Below are 23,002 nucleotides of genomic sequence, written 5' to 3'. Positions count from 1 at the left end.
GCTAGACAGCACCTACGATTTTCCTGCCAAGAGCCAATTCTTGTAAATGGGTGCCGATGCTAGAAGCAATAATATAAGCAAGATTAACAGGAACAGCATTACCAATTTGGCGCATCGACTCACCCCAATTGCCAGGAAAATAATATTCGTCAGGGAAAGTTTGTAATCGTGCAGCCTCCCGTACAGTAAAGTAACGCACTTCCCCAGATGCTAGAGCAAGCATATTCTCCCCACCAGGAACACCATGCACTCCAGCTTTCAGAGTTTTGGCTGGCGATTCCATTGGGCTACCCGTGTGTCCTGGATAACTTCTTGCCCCTGGAATATAAATATGGTTGGGTATCTTTCTAGCTATATCAATATTCTCCGCTGGTGGCAGGTCAGCAATTGCATCACGAACGGTACACCAGGGAGAGGTCATACTACCCAGTAAGTTAGCACCATTACGCTCCAAGCGCGCGCGTAGTTTTGCAGGTATTTGGGGTCGCGACTTACTATCAATTCCGTGGCGTTCCCAATAGTTACCAGTTACCCACTTGTCCCAAACAAGCGCTTCTTCTGTATGCGTTGGTTCTGGGAAAGACCAGTTAGCTTTTAAGTCAGAGCGGAACCCGACTATAAAAACCCGTTCCCGTTTTTGAGGTACACCATAATCAGCCGCATTTAACAGGCGCCATGTTACGCGATAAGCAAGGTCTTCTTTGGCGCCGCTATTATGATGGCGTTCTAACCGTGCCAAATGCTCAACCCAAGGCTCTGATGGTTTAGGCTGTAGTTCCGGATGGGCAAGCTGTAAGGTAATATACTCAAAATAATTGATAAAATTTTTACGCAGCAATCCACGTACATTTTCAATCAGAAAAGCTAACGGGCGTTTTGATAGCACTGCTCGGAAAAACTGGGGAAACATATCTCTATCATCAAGATAGGCGCCATGCCTACCACCAATCGAAAAAGGTTGGCAGGGTGGTCCACCGGCAAGTAAATCTATTTCTTCATCAACGGTAGAGAAATCAAAATCCGCTACATCCATCTGATAAAGGCGCCAATCATTAACAAGGGCAACACCATTACGTTGATTTTCACGGATGGTATGGCAACTGTGTTTATCGCGTTCCACAAGTGCTAAGTGATGAAACCCTGCTAATGCACAGCCAAGAGCCAACCCTCCGGCGCCTGTAAATAACTCTACTGATTTCACGTTCTTTGACACTTCGCATGTTGCAAAACATATTTATGATACATCGAGGCACTATTTGAAATCAGAAAACAAACTTAACTCCATAATTTTTTCTTGCTCAAGTCGCTTCTTAGCAATCTTATAGTAGTTAGGATTTATTTCGGCGCTATAACAGCGACGATTTGCTCTCAGCGCAGCTATTGATACAGAGCAAAGCCCACCGAAAGGTTCCCAAACCACGTCATTTACATCTGTAGAACTCAATATTAAATACTCAAGTAACTTTAAAGGTTTTTGATTTGAGTGTTCACATTTTAAAATTTCACTTTTTATACGCTCTTTTCCTCTATTAGAAGGTTCCTGCCATACATTTGTAACACCATGAATATGATTCCACTTAGTCCGCATACGCGACCACTGTTCTGCATTTAGAGGAGTTATACCATCTAAAGAAAAATAAGGATATTCTGTAGGTTTTCCGTATAGCATTGCATAACTTGATAATCGCTCCATCATTTCTGGAGGTGGAAAGTACCAAAGATGACACTGAGTTAAGTACTTCCGTGTAGCTGCATTTCTAACACCACTAGCTTCATTTGCTTTACTTAAAGGAAGACCACTTCTTAACCACTCATGCCTTAACCAAGATTGAATAGGAAGTTTTAACCCATCACTAGTATTAAGAGTTACATTAAGCTCATACTGAACACATACTTCAGTTACGACAGGAAAACGCCTTATAGTCTTACTATTAACATTTCCAGCTATTTGCCCTATACCTTTATCCCAAACGTGAAACGCGCGATACTTCCATCCATACTTTTCCAACACAGGGTGAACCGTTGCCCAACCTATCTCATTACACCAAAACCACAGGGTTGTTTCGGGCAAAGAATATTTAGTCCAAGCAGCAATATGAGGCTCGTACCATTCTACAAGCTTTTCATGAGTTGGCGGGTCGCCAGGGAAAAGTCCTAAACCATAGGCGCCGTCAGAAATAATAGCAGTAGGCGCCTGCCAATGAGGATATCTACTCAAAGCATCGCCCATTTCAAGCTGGGCAGAACCAATCGAAAAACTGTGTGTGGATAATTCTGGCTTGCTTAAGTTTTGGGGTTGCTCTTGGTTTAGTTTCATGTTTTATATTTATCTGTTGACTCAACCAAACAAATTAGGTTTAACGCGCCAGTAGTTTATGTCATTAATTTTGTCAGCTTGGCGCCTTTCGTAGGGTGGGCATTGCTAGCCCTGTCAAGGTGTACCACTCGTGTACTAGCTAGAAACCTTATTTTTGCGTTGTACCCCCGACCCTGAAATATAAAATTGAGCGCAAATTTTCTTTTTTGCTTTCAAATTTTAATCAGTGCAAGGCTAAAACCCTTATAAATGCTTAGTAGTTATGCTCACCTGGGCAGGGCTAGCATTGCCGACCTACTACTAGGCAAGAATTGGCCTCTTAGCTGCATTACTATGGTAGAAAGATTGGAGTCGCTGATTCCATTTTTTCCAATACTTAATTAGTTTAGCGCGGTCAAATTCAAAAACCTCTGCTTCTTTTCCAGGCAAAGCTACAACTATTAAAGCATGATTGATTTTGCTGCCAAACAGACTATCATTCCAACATCGGTTAATTGCACCAGCGTAAGCAACAAGCTGTAAAGGCTTATCATATAGTTTCTCTTCTTTAACTTTAACTTCTTCCGATGTAGTCCATTCAATTACATGTGGGATATTTTGATAACAAGCAACTGAATCTACTTTTCCAGCGTAAACTTCCTTATAATTAGGTACAACAGCTTCAATTAGTTTAACATCACTAATCTTGTTCAAAACTGGTTGAATGCTGTACCAGAATGGCTCAATAAAGCTGTTGTTCGGTTTTACCGATACACCTTGCAAGTGTTGTTTAACAAGTAAATGTAAAGTATTCCCTCTATTACGGCTTCTAAGAGTGATTGAATTCGCATTTGCTTCTCCAATTTTATGGCGCCAAGAGGATAAGGCATTAATTGAGCTACGTGGCTGTGTTGCTTTTAATACAGAGGAGACAGTAGGAAGAAGAATACGATTCTCTCCAACATAATAGCGTAACCCATTCATGCATGTAGTATTCATGTCGCTTGTTTGATGAACTGCTACATATACTTTTGCGCTACTCTAATACACAAGCACTGCTTGTTTTGTGAGTCTTTGTAAATATACCTGGTACACAAATGTGTACTGTAGATTGTAATGTGAGAATAAATATGGATAAAAAACGCTTTGAGGTAGTATTTAGCCAGCTAACCAAAAGACGTAAAGAAGTATTGCTAAAATTTTTAGAAAACAAGACAGACTCGGAAATTGCAAAATATTTACAAATTACACAAAGTACAGTTAGGAAGCACATTGAAGAAATTTGCAAAATATTTGGCTTTGAAAATGATTTTGTAGATGAACGTCGTTCAAAACGCCGAGACTTGTATGCTTTATTTGCTAAATTTAAGCCTGAACTATTAGATGTATCGATTGGTGATACAAAATCATTAGAGGAGTTAAACTGTCTTAACAAAAGTAATACATTTAATTTCAAACTTGATAATTTACATATTGACTTAACTACTTTATTTAAAACTGCAAGGCTATTACAAATTGATACCTCAACAGTAAATCAAATTAAAGAATGTATTGACAAGAGTTATCCTGTATTAAATGAAATCAATAATCGTCAAGAAGAGCTTTTGAGATTACAAACAAAAGAAAAGCAAGGAAATTTAAACTGGATTGATAAACAAAAAATGAATAAAATTGTGCCTAGCTTGTCTGATAAAGATAAGCAAAGATTATTCGCAAAACATCTAGGCATAAGCGAAAATGATGTAGAGAATTTTTACAGAGTGGCACCAGTTAAAAAAGAAGTATTTATTAAAATATGCTCAATCTTAAATCTAACATGGGAACAAGTTGTAGATTTAAATTTTCTTAAAACACTGATTTTATTAGTACCACAAGTACGTTCACAATATGCTAATAAAATCGTAGATTTATGCGGAAAGCTTCATATATTATATTGTTCTAAACCAATTGAAATGGATGATCTGTATGTAGATGTCAATATATTAAATCAGCCTGCTAGTTATCAATGGTTAGACTTATCTGAAATTCCTCCAATCTATGACCAGGAAACTCATGAATTTGACCGTTTTCGTCTGGGTCAAGTCAACCAACCTAGAGTTGATGGTTTTTTTGCTGTGGAAACATATGATAATTTGATGGTTTTAGGTAAACCAGGTTCAGGTAAAAGTACGTTTTTAAAACGTATAGCTCTTCAGTGTAATGAGCAACAAATACAAATGGATAGGGTTCCTATTTTTATTAATCTTAAAGCTTTTGCTGATTTTTCAAAAACAATAGGAACTTTTGATTTATTCAAATATATTATAAGAGACTTAGATTCATGCGGTATCAAAGAAGAAATAATTTTATGTAATCTTCTGGAGCATGGAAGAGTAATGCTTTTACTTGATGGTTTAGATGAGGTATCAAAAAATAATAATGATGAAGTTATTAAATGCATAGACAGGTTTTATAAACAATATTTTAAAAATAAATATATTATTAGTTGTAGAATCGCTGCACATAAATATAAATTTTCTAATTTTAGAGATATCGAAATAGCTGATTTCAGTAAAGAACAAATAAATATTTTTGCTAGAAATTGGTTTACTGCAATTGATAAAAATATTCAAAACGGAATAATTAAATCACAAAAATTTATTGAGCAGTTACAGTTACCAGAAAATAGTCAATTACTTGATATAGCCGTAACACCAATACTTCTAACGTTGACATGTTTAGCTTTTCAAACTAAGTTAGAATTTCCTTCAAATATTTCTACGTTGTATAAGAGAGGTATAGAAGCTTTACTTATAAAGTGGGATGAGGCAAAAGGAGTAAAAAGAACTAATGTGTACGGGAAACTATCATTAGAAAATAAAATAGAGCTTTTAACTTATATAGCAGCCAAAAAATTTGAAATTAGTCGTTATTTCTTCAAAAAAGATGAAATTAAACAAGATATAGTTGATTATTTTTCCTCTTTATATGATTACAATGAAAATAATTTAGCTACTTTATTACAAGATAGTCGTTTAGTTTTAGAGTCAATAGAGATACAACATGGATTATTAGTAGAGAGGGCACAAGAAATTTATTCTTTCTCTCATTTAACTTTTCAAGAATATTTTACAGCAAGAAAAGTTAAGACATTAATTAATAACTCTGATTCTACAATTATTAAGTATATTGAAAATTTTGGTGATGAAAGATGGCGTGAAGTTTTTTCTCTTGTCGCTGACATGGATTGGAATTTTGAACAACTACAATTTTTAAAAAAGCAAATAGATGAGTTTATGAAAAATGATGAGAGTAGTGAATTAGAAGATGTAATACTATGGGTAGTAAATAAATCAGATTTAAATAAATTTGAAACAAAATATCAACCAGCTACTATTCGTGCATTTTATTTATCTCTTGCTTTAGAAATGATTTTCGATGCATCCTCAGTACGTAATATAAACTTATCTTTAGCATGTGATATTGATAAAAATTTTGAACAAGATTTACAAAAAGGAAATACAGCTATCAATAACCTTTTTACTGCAAAGGAATTTGATTTAGGAATTGATTTAATGCTTGTTGAAAAAATTATATTTACCAGTTTAGGCATTCCAATTAAAAATGTTTCTTTGCCTAATTGCCGTGATTGTGATTCACAACTGAATCAAGCACTGATTGAGCTTGAAAATGAAGTACCTAATTTATTAAAATCACAAGAAATAGAATATTCTGGAGAATTTCTAGAAAACCTAAGAAATATTGCAATCAAATATCGGAAAATAGGCTATTACTGGTTGTTTAGCGATGAGAAACAAGAAAATAAATTGAAACAATATTATTATGCTCATAAATTTTTAGTCAAATGTCTTAAAAATGCTGAGGATAACCAAAATATTACTGTTGCCATGAAAAGGCAAATACAACAGGATTTGTTTTTACCTTGGAATAAGCTTTAGCGTATTATTAACTTGTTCAATTTAAAATTAAATCACGCTTCAATTTATATATAAAAATTTTTCCACACATAAACTAAAAATAGTAAAAATATTTTACTAGCACAGAAGTCAAAACTGATGAAACAGACTGCTAGGGCGCCACTCCAGTAGAAGTAGTTGACATAACAACCTGATTATGACCTGGTGATAATCGAACATTGAGGCACCTATTTTCCCATATAAAAGCTAAATGATTTAATCCAAAAACAAACGTTTTACCCATGTACACAAATCAAAGCCTTTGTCAATATATTACTGGACTGGCACTCTAGTAGTCTATATCATAAGTTTTCGACAGTTCTTTCTTCCTGCCTCTTCCTTTGTGTTCTTTGTTTCTTTGTGGTTCATTCCTCTATTTTCCCCTCTGTGTCTCTGTGTTTCTGTGGTAAAAAAAATACTTGTAAAAATTGTGAAATTAACCACTAAACGTTGGGTTCCGTTCCTCCACCCAACCTACAAGACAAAAAGGAACAGGCAGGGATGCCTGTTCCACGAGAGTTGTATGATTTTTGGATGTGTAAGTTAGAGTTGTTTGACTTCAGAAACTAACTTGCCTACCATGTCTTTGGCGCTACCAAAGAGCATTGTGGTTTTATCTTTGTAGAATAATTCGTTTTCTACGCCTGCAAAACCTGCGCTCATACCACGTTTAATTACGATGGTATGCTTGGCTCTATCTACTTCTAAGATGGGCATTCCGTAAATAGGGCTTGACTCATCGGTACGTGCGGCTGGGTTTACTACATCATTGGCGCCAATAATCAGTGCTACATCAGTTTGGTCAAACTGTGGGTTAATATCTTCCATGTCGTGTAGCTGTTCGTATGGTACGTTTGCTTCAGCTAGTAACACGTTCATGTGTCCTGGCATTCTACCTGCTACTGGGTGAATGGCATATTTAACATCTACTCCCATACGTTCGAGTTGGTCAGCGAGTTCACGAACACCGTGTTGTGCTTGTGCTACTGCCATCCCGTAACCTGGGACAATTACTACTGAGCGCGCGTATCCTAACATCATCGCACCTTCTTCGGGGTCGATGCTGCGAACTGATTTGTCGCCTGTATCTCCACTACCCGCACTTGCAACGGCGCCTGCTTCGGAACCAAAAGCATCAAACAGAACGCTGATGAGCGAACGGTTCATTGCTTTACACATTATTTCGGTAAGGATAATACCTGATGCTCCTACTAAGGCGCCTGCAATAATCAGCATATTGTTCATCACCACGAAACCAGCAGCGGCAGCAGCTAAACCTGAAAATGAGTTTAATAGTGAAATTACTACGGGCATGTCACCACCACCAATGGGGATAACGAACATGACACCGAGTATTAAAGAAACAATTGTGACTGCTGCAAATACTGGGAGGTTATGAGGCGCAATGAGGAGATAGGCGCCACCTGCAATAAATGTCACCAGCAACAAAGCGTTAAATGCTTTTTGGAACGGAAATTTTATTGGCTTGCCAGTTACTAAACCTTGAAGTTTGGCAAAAGCCAGCGTACTGCCTGTAAAGGTAACGCCACCAATTAATACATCAAGCAGCATTGAGATATTCGCGTCAACAGACACAAGTTCGTTGTATTGTCTCAAACGCCAAAATTCAGCAATGGCAACTAGACCAGATGCTGCACCACCTAAACCGTTGAGCAAACCGACCATTTGAGGCATTTCGGTCATTTGCACTTTGTAGGCGCCTATTACCCCAATTACTGAGCCAATAGCTAAACCAATTAAAATCATTTCGTAGTTCAGCACATGGCTATCGAGCATGGTAGCTACGATAGCTAATAGCATACCGACTGCTGCGACAAAGTTACCTTGCCGCGCGGTTGCGGGTGAGCCTAGTTTTTTTAAACCCAGAATAAATAATGATGCGGCAATGAGATATGTAAGTTGGATTCCTGTTGGCAAAAAATCTGTCATGTTTTTAGTTATGAGTTAGGAGTTAGAAGGGGCGGGTTTAGTTACATTTATCGTTATTTACCAAGATATAGGTGAACCCGCCCGTACAAGAGTTAGGAGGCTTTTTTCTTGAACATTTGCAGCATTCTATCTGTTACAAGAAAACCACCTACTACGTTGACCATTGCTAAAATTACGGCAATTAAACCTAGGATGACTGATAGGTTTGTTTCTCTGGCGCCTGAAGCTACGATGGCGCCAAGTACCGCGATTCCAGAAATTGCGTTGGAACCTGACATTAAAGGGGTGTGAAGTGTTGGTGGTATTTTGTTGATGACTTCAAACCCTATGAATGATGCTAGGACGAATACAAACAATGCGGCTATTAATGCTTCGTTCATTATTTTACGTTTTTGGTGGGGGTGGGGTTTCGGGGCGGGTTTCGGGGCGGGTTTAGATATGTTGTTATGTTGGAGCGGAGGATGTCGGTTAACCCGCCCCTACGACGGTTTGCAATGCTTCTTTTACTCGTGAATTGCGAATTTCTCCTGCGTGGGTTATACAGGCGTCGTTGATAATGTCGTCGCCAAAATCTATTTGTATGGCGTTATTTTTGATGATTAGTTGTAGTAAGGATGTCAGGTTTTTGGAATATAGTTGGCTGGCGTGTACTGGTACTGATGATGGTAAGTTGATGGGTCCGATGATGGTGACACCGTGTTTGATGATGTCTTTACCTGGTTCTGTACAAGCACAGTTTCCACCTTGTTCGGCTGCTATGTCTACTATTACTGAACCTGTTTTCATTCCCATTACCATTTCTTCTGTGACGAGTAATGGCGCCTTTTTACCTGGTACCTGAGCAGTAGTTATTACTACATCGGCTGTTTTGATATGGGCAGCTACTAGTTCTTGGGTGCGTCTTCTGCTGTCTTCAGATATTTCGCGTGCGTATCCTCCTGCGGTTGCTGTTTCTTCGTCGAGTTTGACTTCGACAAATTTGGCACCCAACGAAAGAACTTCTTCTTTTACGGCAGGACGAATATCGAATGCTTCAACTATAGCGCCTAAGCGTCGTGCTGTTGCTATGGCTTGTAACCCAGCTACTCCGGCGCCCATCACAAATACTTTCGCTGGTGCAATTGTACCTGCGGCTGTTGTTAACATTGGAAAGTATTTAGGTAACGCGGCAGCACCTATAAGTACAGCTTTGTAACCAGAAATTGAAGCTTGCGACGATAGCGCGTCCATACTTTGGGCACGAGTACTACGCGGTATCATTTCCATTGATAGTGCGCTAACTTTACGTTCTGCTAATTTTTGCGCTACTGCTGGGTTGCCTAATGGGTTAAGGAAACTTATAAGTACAGAACCTTCACGTAATAGTTCAACTTCTGAACTTCCGTCTGAGCGTTCTTGTGGTGGACTTACTTTGAGAACAACATCTGCTTCTCCCCATACTCTTGCAGTGTCAGCAATAATTGTGGCACCTGCTGCTTCATATGCTGCATCGCTAAAAAATGCTCTGTCTCCCGCACCTGTCTCAACTAGTACTTCTAAACCCTGTTTTACCAGTCGGGCAACTATATCCGGAATTAATGCTACGCGGCGTTCGCAAACCTCTATTTCTTTAGCGACTGCAATCTTCATGAAATCTCCTAATAGCTAATATTGCTTATTTGTCTGAAATTGCTTTAAAGTTTTACGGCTCTGTTGAGATTTATATCACTAGTCAACAGTGCTATCAAACTTTGCAAGGCTTTATTTGACTTATTTTTATTGATTTAATTCTAACGGTCGATTATTCTGCACCTGACTCGTTCTCAGTTGCATGAATATTCTTATGAAAGAACTTTGCACCATCCCAATCGTCAACTAACAAAAAATACCTTACTGCACATCCTAAGCTGATCCCCAAATTTTGACACGTTTTTCTTTTATTTCTTTTAGGGATTTTCACATTTATTAACTATTTTGTCATATATCGCAACATTGCTTAAATTCTCTAAACTACACTACGCTTAAGCTATTTAATGGCCATTTGTCACTTTGTCTTAAGTTCCTCGCTCGTGGTTTATCTTAATATTTCCCTGAAATTTCGGCACCGAGCAATTTATTAAATAAATATTAAATTAATTGTCGGTGCCTACTAGTTATTTTTACTTAACTCATGACCCAAAAATAAGCTGAAATGCTAGTAATTAATAGCTAGCTGGACAAACAACAATTAACGCGCTCGCAGCTAACTAAAAATTATTAACATCCTTTTTAATTAATTTAACGAAATTTAAATCGTTTGATAACTTAAATTTTATAAGAAATAATAAAATTTTGATACATTTAGTAATATTTAGAAATATTTAGCCAAAGTTAAAGGGGCTTGCGTCACCCTTTACTCTTTACGCCTTCCCCCTTCCTCCTGCTCTTTTAGGCACTTTTGCAGTGAAATAACGTCGAAATTACTGCGAGTCAGTAGTAAAGTTTAGTTACGATATCTGTTTGCATTTGTCCTAAGTTCCCAAATAAATGTCATAGGAGTTTAATTTATGCGACGTGTACTTGGAATTTTTTCTGCTGTTGCCGTGACTAGCTGCTTACTAACTGGATTTCAGGGTGTTAGCATGGCGCAGTCTGGGATTAACCTTTGGAGTGGTGTAAGACGGGAAAATCAGCTTAATCACCGTTTCGATTTTGGTGGACAAGCTAATGGCTGGGATAGACTGCGTTTGCGGGCTGATGCCAAAAGATTTAAAAATTCTGTGGCACGATTGGTAATTTCTTATCCTGAATACTACAAAGGTAGTTTCGACCCCAAGAAAATCGAAGTTCGGGCAAAAGGTAAGAGTATTCCCTTACAAGAAGCTAGATGGGATAAAGATAACCGTGTTATCGAAATTTTTCCAGCTGAACCAATACCCGCAGGTACTGGTGTAGAGATTGTTCTCTCGAATATTAAGATACCTCCCTTTGGCGGTATGTACTATTTCAACTTAGCGATTCAATCTGCTGGTGATATACCTTTGTCTACTTATATCGGTACTTGGATTATAAGCGTCGGCGCCTGAGTCTTTGCTCGCAGGGAGGTAATCTGCTACCCCTGCTTTTTCTTCTTTCCCTAATTTACGAATTTGCTCATGCGTGATAAAATAACGGATTGTGACTTTTTGTATAAAATCTCAAACAATAAATAGCTTGCTCGGAGAAAGAGATGAAGAGAACCTTAGAAGGAACTAACCGTAAAAGAAAGAGAACATCAGGATTTCGTGCGCGGATGCGGACTCCTGATGGTAGAAATGTGATTAAAGCACGTCGCAGAAAAGGGCGCCATCGCTTAAGCGTATAGTTTGGCACTTGTAGGCAGTTATACGTTGTGGCTTTGCCCTCATTGCATCGTCTTAAATCCCGCCAAGATTTTCAGGCAGTCTTTCGGGAAGGAATACGTCGGCATGGTTCTTACTTAACATTAAGAGCCTTACGACCATCACCTTCCACAACTGAACCAACTGAAAGCTCCGCATCAAGTTCGGCAAATTCGATGGATACTGCCAAGTCGCAAGTTAATCAAAGTAATAATTGCGAGTATTTACCAACGCGAATTGGTATCTCAGTTAGCACTAAGGTCAGCAAACGGGCAGTAATTCGTAATCGTATCAAGCGTCGAATTGCAGCAGCCTTACAGCAATTATTGCCGAAAATATCACCAGGATGGCGTTTGGTAGTAGTTGTCAAACCAACTGCGGCACAACAAGAGTGCGTAACCCAACAATTTCTGCAAGAATTAGAGCAGTTGTTGGTACAAGCCGAGGTATTAAATGGGCATTCGTGAAGAAGTATATTTTGAAGGCGGTCCTCACATTGGGGACTTGATATTAAGCACACTGATAGGTTTCACCGTTGTAGGCTTGCCTTTAACGATTGGAGCAATTGTTAGAGCGTTGTGGCTGCGATTCCGCATTACCGACCGTCGCATCTCAGTAACAGGTGGATGGATGGGACGCGAGCGCACTGACATTATCTATTCAGAAATAGTCAAAGTCGTTAAAGTTCCCCGTGGCATTGGTATGTGGGGAGACATGGTAGTAACAATGAGAAACGGTTCTCGTTTAGAACTTCGAGCAATCCCCAGATTTCGTGAAGTTTACGACTACATCTACGAACGCATCGCCGCTAAAAATCCTGGAATGGTTGGCGTAGAAAAGTAAGATTTTACAGTAGAGACGTGATTAATCACGTCTCTACTGTAAAACCTGTGCGGCTATCCGTAGTTCCTAGGGGATGATGTTGAGCGATAAATTAGGTTTAGATAATTAACACTACCGTTTAGTTGAATTCAGAATAATGGATTTTGGTATCGGGTTCCTCTCGAACAATGTGATGCTGCCAATCATAGACTTGTTTTACAGCATTGTACCAAGCTATGGATTGGCAATTGTGGCATTAACGCTGGTAGTGCGCTTTGCACTTTACCCCCTTAGTGCCGGCTCAATTCGCAATATGCGCCGAATGCGAATTGTTCAACCGCTCATGCAAAAGCGGATGCAGGAAGTTAAAGAGCGGTATAAAGATGACCCGCAAAAGCAACAAGAAGAAATGATGAAGACGCAGCAAGAGTTTGGCAACCCGTTGGCGGGCTGTTTACCTCTTTTGGTGCAAATGCCAGTACTGCTTGCATTATTTGCAACATTACGGGGTTCACCATTTTCTTCTGCTAATTACACCGTTAACTTACAGGTGTTTCCAGCCGAACAAATTGAGCGCATTCAACCACAGGCTTTTGCTACTGCACCCCAAAATATCTATATTTCCGATGGCGAACATGTTAAGGTGACAGCTATCCTTCCTGGTGGAAATAAGATGGCTGTAGGGGAAACAACTAAGATAGAGTACCAAACTCCTGATGGAAAACCATTCCAACAACTCTTAGCTCTTCATCCCGAAACTAACTTAGTTCCTGAGTGGAAAATTACTAAGGGCGAAGACCGAGTTAAAATCGATGAGCAGGGAAATATTGAAGCTTTACAGCCTGGAGATGTTACTATAACTGCCAGCATTCCTGGCTTGGCTTCTAATAAAGGTTTCTTATTCATTGATGCTTTAGGTCGCGTTGGCGCCATTGACCCAGATGGTACAGTCCACTGGGATATTGTCGCAATGATTGTAGGTTTTGGTGTTAGCTTATACGTTAGCCAATTACTGTCTGGTCAAAACTCGACGAACTCTAACCCCCAGCAAGATACAGTTAATAAAATCACTCCCGTTATTTTTTCGGGTATGTTTTTGTTCTTCCCGTTACCCGCTGGTGTACTGATGTACATGGTAATTGGTAACATTTTCCAAACCTTACAAACGTATATTCTCTCGCGTGAACCTTTACCTGAAGAGCTACAAAAAATTGTAGAATCTCAAGATAAAGAAAAACAAACAGAGACAAAAACTATACCGTTTGAACCAAAAAGTTCTAAGAAGAAAGCAACGAATTCATAATGGTTGATACTTCAATCGTAAGAGGTCAAGATTGGTTAACTTTACTGTTACAGAAAGCAGGACTCTCTGTAACAGTTACTGGTTCTGAGGAAGATGTACCCCCCGATAACGATGAGGGTGCAAGCTACTGGTTGACAATTGATGAGGCGAATTTATCACCAGAGCAAATCAGCACGTTGATTGGCAGCAACGGTTCGGTACTCGATGCTATTCAGTATTTGACAAATTCTATTCTCAATCTTAATCAACCACCCGAAGAACAAGCTTCGTATACCATTGAATTAAATGGTTATCGCGTTAAACGTGAAGCAGAAATACGAACGCTAGCAGAAAATGCAGCTGCTGCTGCACGCGCTTCTGGCAACGAAATCGAAATTAAGTCTTTGAGTTCTGCTGAACGTCGTCAAGTTCATACTTTTTTAAAGGACTATGCCGACTTGGAAACATTCAGCCGGGGCAAAGAACCTCATCGTCACCTTGTTGTGCGTCCAGCAATGGAATAATTTTTTCTTTGCTCCTTTATTATTCCCGATTTCTTCAAAGGAAGTCGGGAATTTGAGTGTTTCAAGTTAAAATAAGAATGTATTATCGTTCGAGAAACCTGGTTTCTATGCAAAATCTCCATTTTTATGAAAGGTTATCTATTTTGAAACCAGGTTTCTAATACTGCTAATTTTTTGAGTGAGGATGTCTCACAAATCCTATGGACGCAATTTTTATTCCGCAGCTAATTCAGGCGCCGGAGCGAACAGAGGAAATTCAAGTTCAAGAGTTTCTGCCCGGTTTAGATACACTCACACCCGTTCGGGGCATGGTTCGCGTTCGGCACTGTGGAAATTATTTAGAAGTAGCAGCATTAGCTGAGGCAATTATTACTTGTACTTGTTGCCGCTGTTTGAAACAATATAACCATCGTTTAGTAGTCGATACAACCGAAATAATTTGGTTAGACGAAGCAGCCAATCAATTTGACGATTTACCTTTAGAGCGCGAAGTTGCCGTCGAAGATTTGGTTGAGTCCTTGTTGCCGCAAGGACATTTTTATCCAAGCGAATGGCTATACGAACAAATGTGCTTGGAAATACCCCCACGGCAATTATGTGATGAAGATTGTGCTGGAATTTCAGCTACTCCCAAAAGCACAACTCAAAACCCCCTCATAGATAAACGTTGGGCTTCTTTAGAAGCACTCAAAAATCAATTACCAAATTGATTTACTCTTAAAAACCCGGTTTCTCTAAGAAACCGGGTTTCTTATTGATCATCCTGTCCCTCATCTTTCTTTGTATTACCTGCTTTTACCCAACCCTCTTGGTTACTACCTTCTACACGAACTTTTTGCCAAACTTTATCTTCACTCTCTTCTATAACTATTACTTTTTGGTTAAAGCCAGCACCACCAACACGTTCAGAGTCTGCTTTTGGTTCTGAGCGCAAACTCAAACCTTGTGACCATGTTACACGTGCGTTGTAGGCGCCTGGTGGTAAAGGTTTTAGTTCTGTACTGTCAGGTTTTTCGGTGGGGGATGGAGTTGGTTTAGCAATAGGTTCTTCTTCTTTGTTATTATCCGCAGGTGACGGTTTTGTAGTTACGTCAGCATTTGATGACGCTTTGGTATTAGTAAAACCTGCACTTGCACGCACCGAAGGTTCATCGTTGGCATAAATTGGTTTAGGAGGAAGCCTTGAAGATTGATTCACGAAGTACAAAGTGGCAGCTACTCCACTGCCTGCAAGAATCGCAATCGCTAGGATAAATCCTAAAAGATACTTAAATAAGTTTGAAACCATGTTTAACTTTGCTTGTTTAATAGTCGATAGCTAATTACTAACACTCAAGGTAAATAATAACTAATTCGCTTGGCGCCAAACATCCACGGGTGTACTTTGCTTTGATGCTAGTCTTGCGCGTCCAGAAGCTGCCCATTCTTGCAGTTTTTGAATTTGCTCTTGAGCAGTGCGTGCAAGAGGTATAATTTGGCTGGCAGCTTCCAGGATATCATCGGTTGTAAAATCCCGGTTTTGGCTAAACCCAATGTGCATCGCTTCAATCAAGGTTTGCTCGATTTCGGCGCCAGAGAAATCTGGAGTTTCGTAAGCTAACCGCTCGATATCATAACTTTTCAGATTATGAGGACGCAAGCGCGTTAAATGCACATCAAAAATTGCCTTACGCTCGTCTTGACTCGGCAACCCTACAAAAAATATCTCATCAAACCTTCCTTTGCGTAACATTTCTGGTGGTAGAGATTGAATATCATTCGCAGTCGCTACGACAAATACAGGTGAGGACTTTTCTGCAAGCCAGGTAATAAATGTACCAAAAACCCTGCTCGTAGTTCCCGCATCACCTTTGCTACCAAGTCCAGAAAACGCTTTGTCTATCTCGTCTATCCATAATATACAAGGCGCCAACGCTTCAGCTACTTGTATCATTTGTCGAGTACGTGACTCCGATTCACCTACCAAACCAGCAAATAGGCGCCCAACATCAAGACGCAATAATGGTAAATGCCAATAGTGAGCTATCGCTTTCGCAGTTAAAGACTTACCAGTACCCTGAATACCCACTAACAATAAACCGCGTGGGTGTGGTAAACCGTACTGACGTGCGCGTTCAGTAAACGAACCACCACGACGAATTAACCAATCTTTGAGACAGTCTAACCCACCAATATCAGAAATTTGCTCAGTAGCAGGAATAAAATCAAGAATTTGAGTTTGACGAATAGTTTGGCGTTTTTCCTCCAAAATTAAGTCAACATCTTCGGGTTGTAGTTCACCATGAGTTGCAATAGCTTTGGCTAAAACTCTTCTAATTCTCTCCATACTTAAACCCTGGCAAGAGCGCACCAAATCATCCAACGTCTTGCTAGATAGCGAATTGTTTGTAGCTTGTAATAATCTTTCAACCTCTGTTTTAATTTCTCCCCCACTTGGTAGCGGAAATTCCACAACAGTCAAAACTTCGGTTAAATCATCAGGAATAGCTACACGCGGCGATAGTACTACTATATTTTTAGGCTGTGACTTTAAAAGCCGTGCTAAATTGCGGAGTTTGCGAGCAATAGCCACATCATCTAAAAATCTATGATAATCGCGTAATATAAACACCGCCGATGCAGTCGCAGGTAACTTCTCAACAAACTCCAAAGCTTGTAAAGGGTTACGCTTGCCAAAACCCGCATCATTTGGGTTGCCCTGAATACCATCCACAAAATCCCAAGTGTAAATCGGACGGTTCCCCAATTGTGCAGCTTCTTCTCGAATTGATGCTTCGACACGTTCCTCTTCATACGTCGGAATATAAATTAGCGGGTAACGCGCACGCAGCAGTAGCTTAAACTCATCACGGAAAGTCATAAGAGCGTTTTATTAGTTGCTTATTAGTTGTTATTTTTCTATCCTTCTTCATTGTCATATAAACGTAGGGTGCGTGGCGCCTTAACAATTGCTGTCGCGTTCGGTTCCGCACTCGCGCTTCACCCAACCTACAGTTCGCACCTCACCCACATATAACCATATTAATAAATTCGCCACAGTAAAATTACTACTATTTATTGTAAATATTATTGCCAATATCTATCTCAGGTTAGATAAAAATATTTAGCTGAATGTAGTAGCATCTTAGATTAAGAATTTAAAAGCCAAAGTATAAATTTATTAGGGAACCGTTTGGAAATGGTAGATTCAAATCAGCAAGACAAGCATAATCTTCTCTTCCCTCGCAGTCGCTACTATGGTAAGGTTCAACCGCAAAACCTGGTATTTAATGCTAATCTTCAAGAGTTTGCACAAAAAGTAGGCTATATTAGTGCCCTCGAAACGTCTGGCAAACTCGCACCAGAAGATGCATATAATCAGGTCAAGGTGCTGTGGAAGCAACTCAAACGTAGCAAAAAAGAATTGGGTATTGGCGTAGAGGCGCCAACAAATACTCAAGATATTTAAGTAATATATCTAAAATTAATACAAATAACCCATTTGATTACTCCTTATTCATGACTTGGAACTCATTCCTTTCTAAAGACAAAACGAGGTCTTGTGAAGTGACTTCAATTATCCAGTTGCCACTGGGTTTACCATCTGACAAAATCTCCTCTCCACGAACTATACCGACACTTCCAGCTACATAAGCTGGACGTAGGATAAAAACTTTGTCTCCTACTTGTGGGATTTTTGAGTTATTCAAAGGCGTTCCTCGACCGAAAATGACTAAATAATAACTAATTAACTAAAATTTATCATACATATAACCTTATCTTAACCAAGCTTGTATGCCTATAATCACTCATAAAAAATATTATGCCTATAGGCATAAACTAATCCTCATTATCTATTGACCGATTAGTGCTATGACTATCCGGTGCGTTTTGCTTCTGAATGAGCAGAAGACAGTAAATTACTCAAAATCACGAACGCTGGAGGGCGCCATTTTTAGAAGTAATACGTCAAATCTAGAAAAAAATGGCAACCGAGATAATTATATATATAAAAACGATGTACTCGACTTATCCAAAACTGAAGCGCATCAATTAAAACTATATCATTATTCTGTGTACTTGCCTTCATTTATACAAGGCATTGTATAAATCTGTCTTGGAGCGTTACTTGTATATCCAAAAACGTTTAGCACAACTACTGATTAATTTGTTAGGCAATGCAATTAAGTTTACAGATGTCGATAGTGTCACACTGCATATTGACGTTAATCACTTTAGCGCAGAAAATATAGTGTTACATTTATTTATTAAAGATACAGGTGTTGGAATGAGCGTAGTACAGCTTGATAAAATTTTTACACCCCTTCAACAAGTCGGTGACACTCAGCGCCACGTTCAAATATTTTCTGTTTGGCGCTAGGTATATTTATCAACTTGAAGTAATATGATGTAAAAATATTCACGCCAAAAATAAACAGATGTAACGTTTGTTAACATACTTATATATAATGTTTGCTTTGATGGCGCCGAGAAGTAAGCACACTTATAAATCAACTTAAACTAAATCAACTTAAACTAAATCAACTTAAACTAAATCAACTTAAACTAAATTTAATTTAATCAAAATATGACAAAAACAAACGGAACGATTTTGATTATCGATGACAACCCAACAAATTTAGAAGTTTTGTATGAGACTTTAGTAACTGCAAAATATGAGATTTTGGTGCAGATGAGCGGTGAGGAAGGTATTGAAATCGCCATACAGCAACAGCCAGATTTAATACTGCTTGATGTGATGATGCCTGGTATGGATGGTTTTGAGACTTGTCGAAGATTGCAAGCTAATGCAATAACCCAATCAATACCAATTATTTTCATGACAGCTCTGACTGATAGCGAAGATAAAATTAAAGGACTCAGTTTAGGAGCAGTTGATTATATTACAAAACCTTTTCGGCAAAAAGAGGTGTTAGCACGAGTCAATATCCACATCAAGCTAAAGCGGACGACACACGAATTAGAGCAACGAGTTGAAGAACGTACTCAAGAATTGTCACAAACCTTGCATTCACTCAAACAAATGCAATTGCAACTGGTGCAAAATGAAAAAATGTCAGCATTAGGACAATTGGTTGCAGGTGTTGCACACGAAATTAATAATCCGATGGGATGTATTAATGGTAATTTTGTATTAATGGAAGATAGTGTTAAAGATTTGTTTCAAGTTATTGACTGCTATCAAAAAGAGCTTCCTCAACCTAGTGTTTGCTTACAGGAATGTATCGAAGCAGTAGATTTAGATTATTTGCGCTTAGACTTGCCAAAGATGTTCGAGTCTATGCACACAGCAATAAGTCGTATTAAAGATATCAGTAACAGTTTAAGAACGTTTTCGCGCGCTGATAATAATAAATATGTGCTGTTTAATATTCATGAAGCAATAAATAGTACTATTTTAATTCTTAAACATCGTCTCAAAGCTTCAGAATCTCGTCCAGAAATCGAGGTATATAAAGACTACGGTCAGTTACCGCTTATCGAGTGCTATCCTGGACAATTGAATCAAGTATTTATGAATATTATTGCTAACGCTATAGACGCAATAGATGAAGCAAATTTGCAGCACAAAAACTATAATAATAATCAAAAAAATTATATTTATATAAAAACAACTATTACTGAAAATCAAAAATCAGTTTTAATTTCTATCAAAGACAGCGGTTTTGGAATCAATCAAAAAATTAAAAATCAAATATTTGAACATCTTTTCACAACTAAAGAAGTAGGAAAAGGGACAGGATTAGGTTTAGCAATTGTACATCAAATTATTATTGAAAAGCATCATGGTAGTATCGAAGTTAATTCCGAAATAGGACAAGGAACTGAATTTTTGATTACTATTCCCATACATCAATAATTAAGAAACCGGGTTTCTACGGTTTCTACGGTTTCTAGGTGTTAGATTTATAAACTTTGTTTTGTGGGCAAACTATAACCAATGACTCAACAAAGTTTTACCTGTCATGGTCGCAACTCAAACCAAATATAAAGCCAAGCTGTTCAATCCAATTCATAAATCTATTGGCGCCAGATTGTTTGTCTATGTCCTTTGCGGTGCATTTGGGGTCAATGTCTTAATCTAGCAGGTTAATTGCTGCATCTAACACAGAGTTACTGGCGCCACCGAAAGAAGATTTAGAAATTTTACTCGAACTCGCCCAAGAAGGTAGGTTGAAGAAATTAGCGGAAGCTTGCGAAGCCATTGTGCAGAAAAATCCAGAATATCAGCTATTTTTTCAAAAAATAGCTCAATTTGTCAAAAATTTCCAAACTGAAAAAATTGAAGACTTAATTCAACAAGAACTAGGTAACGAGAAAAGTTCCGCTTAAATGTTATCGTTATTACTTTTGTGGGCAAGCTATAAACAAAGACTTAATATAGCCTGACTGCTATGACTATAACCTCTGATACCAAGGCAATTTTAAATTCGGCGCCAAAATATCTTAACCCAATTCATAAGTCCATTGGTTCTAGACTATTCTTTTACGTACTCAGTGGTGCTTTAGTTGGCTTGGGTAGCATGTCTTACTTTTTCTATCAAACACTAGAAAGGTACGCAAAACAAGAAATTCAAGGAAATTTAAGCACACAAGCTAAAACAGTTGAAGTTGAGCTTGCTAAAGTTGAACAGTCTGCGATGAGTTTAACAGCAGCGGTTAAGACAATGCACCGCTTGGGTATCCAAGATGCAGAAGCTTATCGGCAGTTATCGCTAGACAATTTTTTGCATCGCTCACCGTTAACCACGGGTATTGGTGTTGCCCAAGCACCGTATCAGCTTATTCCTAGTCGCAAATTATATTTACCCTATTTTTTTATTGATACAAATACTCCTAATCAAATTGGTGAAGCTCTACCATCTCCATACAAGGGTATTCGCTATGTAGATGTAGCATCTTTAGAAGATTATACGCAGCAAGATTATTACAAACTTCCAGTAGAAGCAAGAAAACCTATTTGGCTAGAACCTTACCAGTGGAGTGGAATTACAATTGCTACTTATGCACTTCCTGTCTATGATGACAAAGATAATTTAATTTCTTACTTCGGTCCTGATGTCAACGTTACAGCGTTAACTGAGAGTGTTAAAAAATCTGTGACTTCGGGGAATGGCTATTTCACTATTCTTAGTAAAAAAGGCAATATACTAGCTTATCCACCAAATTCCCAAAAAGCAAAGCAATTAGCAACCTATAAAGATATCCCTGAATTAAAAGATATTTGGCAGCAAGTTGGTAATACAGAAACAGGAGCTACTATATTATTGGCGCCACCAAAAGCAGATTTAGAAATTTTACTCGAACTCGCTCAAGAAGGTCGATTAAAAAAATTAGCCGAAGCTGCTGAAGAAATTGGTAAGAATCCCGATTATTTGTTATTTACTAATCAAATTATTCAGCTTTCTAAACAATTTCAAACTGAACAAATCGAAAATTTGCTTCAAAAACATATTAATATATTCAACTCCTGTACGGGCGGGTTCACCTAAATCTTCGATTATTTACCAGGATATAGATAAACCCGCCCCTCCTAACTCCTAACTCTTTTAATATGACTGGATTAATTTTGATTGTTGATGATACTCCAACTAATTTGGATGTTATTTCGGAAGCTTTGAGCGATGCTGGTTTTGATGTGGCAATTGCAACTAGTGGCGAACGTGCGTTGCAACAACTTGAGCGCAGGTTGCCTGATGTGATTTTACTTGATGTGATGATGCCTGGTATTGATGGTTTTGAAACTTGCAGGTGCCTTAAAGCTAATTCCAAAACTGTTGATATTCCGGTAATATTTATGACCGCTTTGTCTGATACTGATAGTAAAGTTCAAGCTCTGGAATTGGGCGCCGTAGATTATATTACTAAACCATTTCAAGAAAAGGAAGTATTAGCAAGGGTCAAAACACATTTACAACTGCGTCGCTTAACTCAAAACCTTGAATATCAAGTTTATCAAAAAGCATCTGAACTCCAAGCATCACAACTTAAACTTATTCAGAGTGAAAAAATGTCCGCACTCGGACAACTTGTTGCGGGTGTAGCTCACGAAATTAATAACCCTGTTGGTTTTATTCGCAATAATATCTTTCATGCGGAAACATATATTAAAGATTTATTAAGATTAGTTGACTCTTATCAGCATCACTATCCTCAACCTGTTGTTGAACTTCAAAATCAACTGGAGGAGGTTGAGCTTGATTACTTGCGCGAAGATTTACCCAAAATTATTCAGTCTATGCAGGTGGGTATTCATCGTATTGAGGATATTAGTAAAAGTTTAAGAACTTTTTCTCGGTCTGACAATAATTTTTCTACTGACGTAGATATTCATGCAGGTATTGATAGCACTATTTTAATTCTTAGACATCGTCTCAAAGCTTCAGACGCTAGACCTGAAATTAAAATTATTACTCAATACGGTCAAATACCTTGTATTGAGTGTTGTGCTGGTCAATTGAATCAGGTATTTATGAATATTTTAGCAAATGCGATTGATGCATTAGAAGAAGGTAATGTTGGACGAAGTTACCAAGATATTACCGCGAATCCTAACTGTATTAATATAAAAACTGAATTGTCTGCTGATAGTAAGTCTGTTTTGATTTATATTAAAGATAATGGTATTGGTATGGCGCTAGAAGTTCAACATAAAATATTTGATTATTTATTTACGACGAAGGAAGTTGGTAAAGGAACGGGGTTGGGAATGGCTATTGTGCGGCAAATTATTGTGGAAAAACATGGTGGGAGTATTGAGGTTAATTCTCAATTGGGGCAAGGTACTGAGTTTATAATTACAGTTCCTGTGAAATGTTAGTGCTTCTCAAATG

25 protein-coding genes and 1 pseudogene are annotated in these 23,002 nt (G+C 38.4%); 16 read left to right on the top strand and 10 right to left on the bottom strand.

Annotation, left to right across the window (positions count from 1 at the left end; genetic code table 11):
• Window position 1 precedes the first annotated feature (1 nt).
• From DSM106972_RS10755 to DSM106972_RS10745, 3 genes are all read right to left on the bottom strand, one after another.
• Window positions 2-1,213: a DNA cytosine methyltransferase gene (locus DSM106972_RS10755; protein ID WP_233787697.1), complete on the bottom strand. Its 1,212-nt coding sequence runs from the start codon at window positions 1,211-1,213 to the stop codon at window positions 2-4.
• Between the two features lie 39 nt (window positions 1,214-1,252).
• Window positions 1,253-2,317: a DNA methyltransferase gene (locus DSM106972_RS10750; protein WP_127080684.1), complete on the bottom strand. Its 1,065-nt coding sequence runs from the start codon at window positions 2,315-2,317 to the stop codon at window positions 1,253-1,255.
• A gap of 300 nt (window positions 2,318-2,617) precedes the next feature.
• The gene (locus tag DSM106972_RS10745) at window positions 2,618-3,295 is read right to left on the bottom strand and encodes an exonuclease (protein ID WP_127080683.1); all 678 of its coding nucleotides are present in this window, start codon (window positions 3,293-3,295) and stop codon (window positions 2,618-2,620) included.
• 131 nt (window positions 3,296-3,426) lie between these two features.
• Between DSM106972_RS10745 and DSM106972_RS10740 the strand changes: the two genes are divergently transcribed.
• Complete coding sequence (locus DSM106972_RS10740) at window positions 3,427-6,234, top strand: NACHT domain-containing protein (RefSeq protein ID WP_158632808.1); 2,808 nt, start codon at window positions 3,427-3,429, stop codon at window positions 6,232-6,234.
• Window positions 6,235-6,795: 561 nt separating this feature from the next.
• Here DSM106972_RS10740 and DSM106972_RS10735 read toward each other — a convergent pair.
• The 3 genes from DSM106972_RS10735 to DSM106972_RS10725 form a co-directional block, all read right to left on the bottom strand.
• Complete coding sequence (locus DSM106972_RS10735; protein WP_127080681.1) at window positions 6,796-8,202, bottom strand: NAD(P)(+) transhydrogenase (Re/Si-specific) subunit beta; 1,407 nt, start codon at window positions 8,200-8,202, stop codon at window positions 6,796-6,798.
• A 92-nt stretch (window positions 8,203-8,294) separates the two neighbouring features.
• Window positions 8,295-8,582, bottom strand: coding sequence for an NAD(P) transhydrogenase subunit alpha part 2 (locus tag DSM106972_RS10730; protein WP_019495363.1), 288 nt, complete (start codon window positions 8,580-8,582; stop codon window positions 8,295-8,297).
• A gap of 88 nt (window positions 8,583-8,670) precedes the next feature.
• Entirely contained in the window at window positions 8,671-9,831 is a 1,161-nt protein-coding gene (locus tag DSM106972_RS10725) for a Re/Si-specific NAD(P)(+) transhydrogenase subunit alpha (RefSeq protein ID WP_127080680.1), read from the bottom strand.
• An 896-nt stretch (window positions 9,832-10,727) separates the two neighbouring features.
• Between DSM106972_RS10725 and DSM106972_RS10720 the strand changes: the two genes are divergently transcribed.
• From DSM106972_RS10720 to DSM106972_RS10690, 7 genes are all read left to right on the top strand, one after another.
• On the top strand, window positions 10,728-11,246 hold the full coding sequence (locus DSM106972_RS10720; RefSeq protein ID WP_127080679.1) for a DUF2808 domain-containing protein: 519 nt from the start codon (window positions 10,728-10,730) through the stop codon (window positions 11,244-11,246).
• A 143-nt stretch (window positions 11,247-11,389) separates the two neighbouring features.
• Window positions 11,390-11,524, top strand: coding sequence for a 50S ribosomal protein L34 (gene rpmH / locus DSM106972_RS10715; RefSeq protein ID WP_073619720.1), 135 nt, complete (start codon window positions 11,390-11,392; stop codon window positions 11,522-11,524).
• A gap of 27 nt (window positions 11,525-11,551) precedes the next feature.
• On the top strand, window positions 11,552-12,007 hold the full coding sequence (gene rnpA, locus DSM106972_RS10710; RefSeq protein ID WP_127080678.1) for a ribonuclease P protein component: 456 nt from the start codon (window positions 11,552-11,554) through the stop codon (window positions 12,005-12,007).
• Entirely contained in the window at window positions 11,994-12,383 is a 390-nt protein-coding gene (locus DSM106972_RS10705) for a PH domain-containing protein (RefSeq protein WP_127080677.1), read from the top strand. Before rnpA ends, DSM106972_RS10705 begins: the two co-directional genes overlap by 14 nt.
• 136 nt (window positions 12,384-12,519) lie before the next feature.
• Window positions 12,520-13,665 carry a membrane protein insertase YidC gene (yidC, locus tag DSM106972_RS10700; protein ID WP_127080676.1) on the top strand — a complete coding sequence of 382 codons (1,146 nt, stop codon included), beginning with the start codon at window positions 12,520-12,522 and terminating at the stop codon, window positions 13,663-13,665.
• Window positions 13,665-14,168 carry a Jag family protein gene (locus DSM106972_RS10695; RefSeq protein ID WP_127080675.1) on the top strand — a complete coding sequence of 168 codons (504 nt, stop codon included), beginning with the start codon at window positions 13,665-13,667 and terminating at the stop codon, window positions 14,166-14,168. Before yidC ends, DSM106972_RS10695 begins: the two co-directional genes overlap by 1 nt.
• Window positions 14,169-14,368: 200 nt before the next feature.
• On the top strand, window positions 14,369-14,878 hold the full coding sequence (locus DSM106972_RS10690) for a YceD family protein (RefSeq protein WP_127080674.1): 510 nt from the start codon (window positions 14,369-14,371) through the stop codon (window positions 14,876-14,878).
• 41 nt (window positions 14,879-14,919) lie between these two features.
• Here the strand turns inward: DSM106972_RS10690 and DSM106972_RS10685 are convergent, their stop codons facing one another.
• Window positions 14,920-15,456: an SH3 domain-containing protein gene (locus DSM106972_RS10685; protein ID WP_127080673.1), complete on the bottom strand. Its 537-nt coding sequence runs from the start codon at window positions 15,454-15,456 to the stop codon at window positions 14,920-14,922.
• Between the two features lie 60 nt (window positions 15,457-15,516).
• Complete coding sequence (locus DSM106972_RS10680) at window positions 15,517-17,028, bottom strand: Ycf46 family AAA ATPase (RefSeq protein WP_127080672.1); 1,512 nt, start codon at window positions 17,026-17,028, stop codon at window positions 15,517-15,519.
• A 318-nt stretch (window positions 17,029-17,346) separates the two neighbouring features.
• Between DSM106972_RS10680 and DSM106972_RS10675 the strand changes: the two genes are divergently transcribed.
• The gene (locus DSM106972_RS10675) at window positions 17,347-17,616 is read left to right on the top strand and encodes a DUF7219 family protein (protein ID WP_127080671.1); all 270 of its coding nucleotides are present in this window, start codon (window positions 17,347-17,349) and stop codon (window positions 17,614-17,616) included.
• Between the two features lie 37 nt (window positions 17,617-17,653).
• Here DSM106972_RS10675 and DSM106972_RS10670 read toward each other — a convergent pair whose 3' ends face one another.
• Complete coding sequence (locus tag DSM106972_RS10670; protein ID WP_073619729.1) at window positions 17,654-17,857, bottom strand: hypothetical protein; 204 nt, start codon at window positions 17,855-17,857, stop codon at window positions 17,654-17,656.
• A gap of 163 nt (window positions 17,858-18,020) precedes the next feature.
• Here DSM106972_RS10670 and DSM106972_RS53320 point away from each other — a divergent pair, with 163 nt between their 5' ends.
• The 4 genes and pseudogenes from DSM106972_RS53320 (at window position 18,021) to DSM106972_RS55745 (ending at window position 20,028) form a co-directional block, all read left to right on the top strand.
• Window positions 18,021-18,257 (top strand): hypothetical protein, encoded by a 237-nt coding sequence (locus DSM106972_RS53320; RefSeq protein ID WP_127080670.1) that lies wholly within the window; start codon window positions 18,021-18,023, stop codon window positions 18,255-18,257.
• Window positions 18,250-18,528: an ATP-binding protein gene (locus DSM106972_RS10660; RefSeq protein ID WP_186538841.1), complete on the top strand. Its 279-nt coding sequence runs from the start codon at window positions 18,250-18,252 to the stop codon at window positions 18,526-18,528. The genes DSM106972_RS53320 and DSM106972_RS10660 overlap by 8 nt, the downstream gene beginning before the upstream one ends.
• A 207-nt stretch (window positions 18,529-18,735) precedes the next feature.
• Window positions 18,736-19,096, top strand: a pseudogene (locus tag DSM106972_RS55750) (response regulator); the annotation flags it as partial.
• 95 nt (window positions 19,097-19,191) lie between these two features.
• Window positions 19,192-20,028 carry a sensor histidine kinase gene (locus tag DSM106972_RS55745; protein WP_411675298.1) on the top strand — a complete coding sequence of 279 codons (837 nt, stop codon included), beginning with the start codon at window positions 19,192-19,194 and terminating at the stop codon, window positions 20,026-20,028.
• Between the two features lie 217 nt (window positions 20,029-20,245).
• On the opposite strand, the gene DSM106972_RS54840 is transcribed toward DSM106972_RS55745, so the two are convergent.
• A complete protein-coding gene (locus DSM106972_RS54840; RefSeq protein ID WP_267901092.1) occupies window positions 20,246-20,374 on the bottom strand; it encodes a hypothetical protein in 129 nt (42 codons plus the stop codon).
• A gap of 1 nt (window position 20,375) precedes the next feature.
• Between DSM106972_RS54840 and DSM106972_RS54835 the strand changes: the two genes are divergently transcribed.
• From DSM106972_RS54835 to DSM106972_RS10645, 3 genes are all read left to right on the top strand, one after another.
• The gene (locus DSM106972_RS54835) at window positions 20,376-20,501 is read left to right on the top strand and encodes a hypothetical protein (protein ID WP_267901091.1); all 126 of its coding nucleotides are present in this window, start codon (window positions 20,376-20,378) and stop codon (window positions 20,499-20,501) included.
• A gap of 62 nt (window positions 20,502-20,563) precedes the next feature.
• Window positions 20,564-21,661, top strand: coding sequence for a PDC sensor domain-containing protein (locus tag DSM106972_RS10650; protein ID WP_127080667.1), 1,098 nt, complete (start codon window positions 20,564-20,566; stop codon window positions 21,659-21,661).
• A 62-nt stretch (window positions 21,662-21,723) separates the two neighbouring features.
• The gene (locus tag DSM106972_RS10645; RefSeq protein WP_127080666.1) at window positions 21,724-22,989 is read left to right on the top strand and encodes a sensor histidine kinase; all 1,266 of its coding nucleotides are present in this window, start codon (window positions 21,724-21,726) and stop codon (window positions 22,987-22,989) included.
• The last annotated feature ends 13 nt before the right edge of the window (window positions 22,990-23,002 follow it).

This window comes from Dulcicalothrix desertica PCC 7102 (assembly GCF_003991905.1).
GTDB lineage: Bacteria > Cyanobacteriota > Cyanobacteriia > Cyanobacteriales > Nostocaceae > Dulcicalothrix > Dulcicalothrix desertica.
Note: the sequence above shows the minus strand (reverse complement) of the source record. Positions and strands in the feature narration are given on the sequence as shown.

Bases quoted from the DNA above. Each gene is read 5' to 3' on its own strand.
- DSM106972_RS10745 (WP_127080683.1), bottom strand. From the start codon at position 3,295: ATGAATACTACATGCATGAATGGGTTACGCTATTATGTTGGAGAGAAT.
- DSM106972_RS10680 (WP_127080672.1), bottom strand. From the start codon at position 17,028: ATGACTTTCCGTGATGAGTTTAAGCTACTGCTGCGTGCGCGTTACCCG.
- DSM106972_RS10725 (WP_127080680.1), bottom strand. From the start codon at position 9,831: ATGAAGATTGCAGTCGCTAAAGAAATAGAGGTTTGCGAACGCCGCGTA.
- yidC (WP_127080676.1), top strand. From the start codon at position 12,520: ATGGATTTTGGTATCGGGTTCCTCTCGAACAATGTGATGCTGCCAATC.
- DSM106972_RS10645 (WP_127080666.1), top strand. From the start codon at position 21,724: ATGACTGGATTAATTTTGATTGTTGATGATACTCCAACTAATTTGGAT.
- DSM106972_RS10705 (WP_127080677.1), top strand. From the start codon at position 11,994: ATGGGCATTCGTGAAGAAGTATATTTTGAAGGCGGTCCTCACATTGGG.
- DSM106972_RS10735 (WP_127080681.1), bottom strand. From the start codon at position 8,202: ATGACAGATTTTTTGCCAACAGGAATCCAACTTACATATCTCATTGCC.
- DSM106972_RS10720 (WP_127080679.1), top strand. From the start codon at position 10,728: ATGCGACGTGTACTTGGAATTTTTTCTGCTGTTGCCGTGACTAGCTGC.
- rpmH (WP_073619720.1), top strand. From the start codon at position 11,390: ATGAAGAGAACCTTAGAAGGAACTAACCGTAAAAGAAAGAGAACATCA.
- DSM106972_RS10650 (WP_127080667.1), top strand. From the start codon at position 20,564: ATGACTATAACCTCTGATACCAAGGCAATTTTAAATTCGGCGCCAAAA.
- DSM106972_RS54840 (WP_267901092.1), bottom strand. From the start codon at position 20,374: ATGGCTTCGCAAGCTTCCGCTAATTTCTTCAACCTACCTTCTTGGGCG.
- DSM106972_RS10675 (WP_127080671.1), top strand. From the start codon at position 17,347: ATGGTAGATTCAAATCAGCAAGACAAGCATAATCTTCTCTTCCCTCGC.
- DSM106972_RS10750 (WP_127080684.1), bottom strand. From the start codon at position 2,317: ATGAAACTAAACCAAGAGCAACCCCAAAACTTAAGCAAGCCAGAATTA.
- DSM106972_RS55745 (WP_411675298.1), top strand. From the start codon at position 19,192: ATGCAATTGCAACTGGTGCAAAATGAAAAAATGTCAGCATTAGGACAA.
- DSM106972_RS10730 (WP_019495363.1), bottom strand. From the start codon at position 8,582: ATGAACGAAGCATTAATAGCCGCATTGTTTGTATTCGTCCTAGCATCA.
- DSM106972_RS10690 (WP_127080674.1), top strand. From the start codon at position 14,369: ATGGACGCAATTTTTATTCCGCAGCTAATTCAGGCGCCGGAGCGAACA.
- DSM106972_RS53320 (WP_127080670.1), top strand. From the start codon at position 18,021: ATGACTATCCGGTGCGTTTTGCTTCTGAATGAGCAGAAGACAGTAAAT.
- DSM106972_RS10740 (WP_158632808.1), top strand. From the start codon at position 3,427: ATGGATAAAAAACGCTTTGAGGTAGTATTTAGCCAGCTAACCAAAAGA.
- DSM106972_RS10695 (WP_127080675.1), top strand. From the start codon at position 13,665: ATGGTTGATACTTCAATCGTAAGAGGTCAAGATTGGTTAACTTTACTG.
- DSM106972_RS10685 (WP_127080673.1), bottom strand. From the start codon at position 15,456: ATGGTTTCAAACTTATTTAAGTATCTTTTAGGATTTATCCTAGCGATT.